This is a genomic window from Staphylococcus sp. EG-SA-2 (assembly GCF_017152085.1).
This window is the reverse complement of record NZ_JACYHC010000568.1, coordinates 1-2998: the sequence shown is the minus strand read 5'-3', so window position 1 is coordinate 2998 and position 2998 is coordinate 1. Positions and strand designations below refer to the sequence as shown.

Genomic DNA, 2998 nt, shown 5'->3' with positions numbered 1-2998 from the left:
GCAATTAAACCGCCGATAACACCAGCTAGGCCGATGCCCCCAACAGTACTAATCATTAGATAACTAATCGCTCGTCTTAAATGTTCTCCTTTAAATTGATTATTTAAAACGCCAACTGTTGAAGGTAACAAGATAGCTGCTGATAGACCTTGTAAAATTCTACCGATGATGAGCAGTGCAGTGATGTCCGATATAATTAATAGAAGAGATGCAAACATACTGATTATGAGACCCATGTATGTCATTCTCAGTTGTCCTATTTTATCAGCAATATCACCTGCAGCCACCATGAAGATACCTGTGGCGAAGGAAGTTAAACTAATAGATAAATTTAACACGGCAGGAGAGGTTTGATACGTTTGACCAACGAGAGGTCCTATATTAATAAATGATTGTGCAAACAACCAATATGTTAATGCAGACAACATAATCGCAATAATAATATTACTGCGTGGTGAAGATTGTGTGTTATTCACAGATGTCACTCCTTGTAAAAATTAAATATAGAAAGTCATGAGATGAAGTGAACGGATGTATAGATGATCGTTCACTCACACATAAGTCATGATTTCCTTACATATCATACCACAGTTATTGAGAATGAATATCAATTAATTGCTTGTATGATTGATTTTTTATAGTATGTTTAAGTGAAACAGCTTTATTTGAAAGTGATTAAAGTAAATGAAGGTACAGAGGAGTGAGAACAATGTGCACAGGATTCACAATACAAACTTTAAATAATCAAGTACTTCTTGGACGCACGATGGATTATGATTATCCATTAGATGGTTCGCCAGCAGTGACGCCTAGAAATTATCGTTGGACATCTCGCACTGGCACGACAGGCCAAACGCAATATGGCTTTATTGGTACAGGAACAGATATGGAAGGTTTTATTTATGGTGATGGTGTTAATGAACATGGCGTTGCTATTTCGACACAATATTTCCGAGGTTATAGTTCATATGGCTCAACACACAAAGCGGACGCGATGAATATTACGCAAAATGAAATTGTGACATGGATTTTGGGATATACAACAAGCATTGAAGATATGAAACAACAAGCATCCCAAATACATGTTGTAGCGGTATATTTAAATGACATCGGTGAAGTTCCGCCATTGCATTATCATGTTTCCGATGCAACTGGACATTCAGTCGAAGTTTCATTTAAAGAGGGGGAAGTGGTTATAAAAGATAACCCTATTGGTGTCTTAACAAATCATCCAGACTTAGATTGGCATTATAGTAATTTAAGACAATATATCAATATTTCTCCTTATCCAGCAACAGCAAAGTTATTGGAAGGTGTAACGATTGAACCTTTAGGCAATGAAGCAGGTACATTTGGATTGCCAGGTGGATTTACTTCAACTGAGCGCTTTGTGAGAATGGCATTTATGAAAGCAAACATTGCTCAAAACAATGATAAAGAAATGGATTTAATGAATGCATTTTATTTATTAGATGCGGTAAATATACCGATTGGAATTGTACGTCCGCATGATGCTGACAATCACTATACGATGTATCAGACCGTAATAAATTTAACTACAAGAACGTTATATATTAAGTATTATGGCAGCAATGAATTAGTAGCATTAAAGCTCACAGATGATTTAATTAATAGAAAAGATATGACGATTTTTAAGCCTGAGAAGCATATCACTATTAGAAAGTTGAATGACAATCAATAGCGATTGATAATGGAATTTGGTTGATATGATTTGATGGATGATTACTATCATACATTAGCGTTGAATCGCGAACATGGACGAACGATTAGTTGTTAGTTTTGAAAATTTATAAAAGGTTAAACGAATGCAGTGAGAGATGTCATTTTAATATCAATGTATGGCTATTTTGTAATGACAATGTAATGAGTTTAGTAAAACATTTCGGGAATATTAAATAGTTGGAAAATGAGAATTAAATCCTTTACTCAGTTGTCTAATTCTTTTAGTATGTGCAGTACAGTTTAATTGAAAACTAACTTTAACTTTAATGGAGGATGTTTTATACATGAAAAAATTAACAGCAGCAGCGATTGCAACGATGGGCTTCGCTACATTTACAATGGCGCATCAAGCAGATGCAGCAGAAACGACAAACACCCAACAAGCACATACACTAATGTCAACACAATCACAAGACGTATCTTATGGTACTTATTATACAATTGATTCTAATGGGGATTATCATCACACACCTGATGGTAACTGGAATCAAGCAATGTTTGATAATAAAGAATATAGCTATACATTCGTAGATGCTCAAGGACATACGCATTATTTTTATAACTGTTATCCAAAAAATGCAAATGCCAATGGAAGCGGCCAAACATATGTGAATCCAGCAACAGCAGGAGATAACAATGACTACACAGCGAGTCAAAGCCAACAGCATATTAATCAATATGGTTATCAATCAAATGTAGGTCCAGACGCGAGCTATTATTCACATAGTAACAACAACCAAGCGTATAACAGCCATGATGGTAATGGAAAGGTCAATTATCCTAATGGCACATCTAATCAAAATGGTGGATCAGCAAGTAAAGCGACAGCTAGTGGTCATGCGAAAGACGCAAGCTGGTTAACAAGTCGTAAACAACTACAACCATATGGACAATATCACGGTGGTGGTGCGCATTACGGTGTCGACTATGCAATGCCTGAAAATTCACCAGTTTACTCATTAACTGATGGTACAGTAGTACAAGCAGGTTGGAGTAACTATGGTGGCGGCAATCAAGTAACTATTAAAGAAGCGAACAGTAATAACTACCAATGGTATATGCATAATAATCGTTTAACTGTTTCAGCTGGTGATAAAGTCAAAGCTGGTGACCAAATTGCATATTCAGGTAGTACGGGTAATTCAACAGCGCCTCACGTACACTTCCAACGTATGTCTGGTGGCATCGGTAATCAATATGCAGTAGACCCAACGTCATACTTGCAAAGTAGATAATACAGTAAATCCCAAGTTAC

Annotated in this window: 3 protein-coding genes; 2 read left to right on the top strand and 1 reads right to left on the bottom strand. The window is 36.2% G+C overall.

Features of this window, described 5'->3' with window-relative positions:
• Positions 1-476 (bottom strand): MFS transporter (locus IDG60_RS09785; protein ID WP_206160654.1); only part of this gene is annotated, 476 nt, incomplete at its 3' end.
• A gap of 233 nt (positions 477-709) precedes the next feature.
• On the opposite strand from IDG60_RS09785, the gene IDG60_RS09780 reads away from it, so the two are divergent.
• Both IDG60_RS09780 and lytM read left to right on the top strand, forming a co-directional pair.
• Positions 710-1702, top strand: coding sequence for a choloylglycine hydrolase family protein (locus IDG60_RS09780; RefSeq protein ID WP_070002407.1), 993 nt, complete (start codon positions 710-712; stop codon positions 1700-1702).
• Positions 1703-2027: 325 nt separating this feature from the next.
• Complete coding sequence (lytM, locus tag IDG60_RS09775) at positions 2028-2978, top strand: glycine-glycine endopeptidase LytM (RefSeq protein ID WP_000736784.1); 951 nt, start codon at positions 2028-2030, stop codon at positions 2976-2978.
• Positions 2979-2998 lie beyond the last annotated feature (20 nt).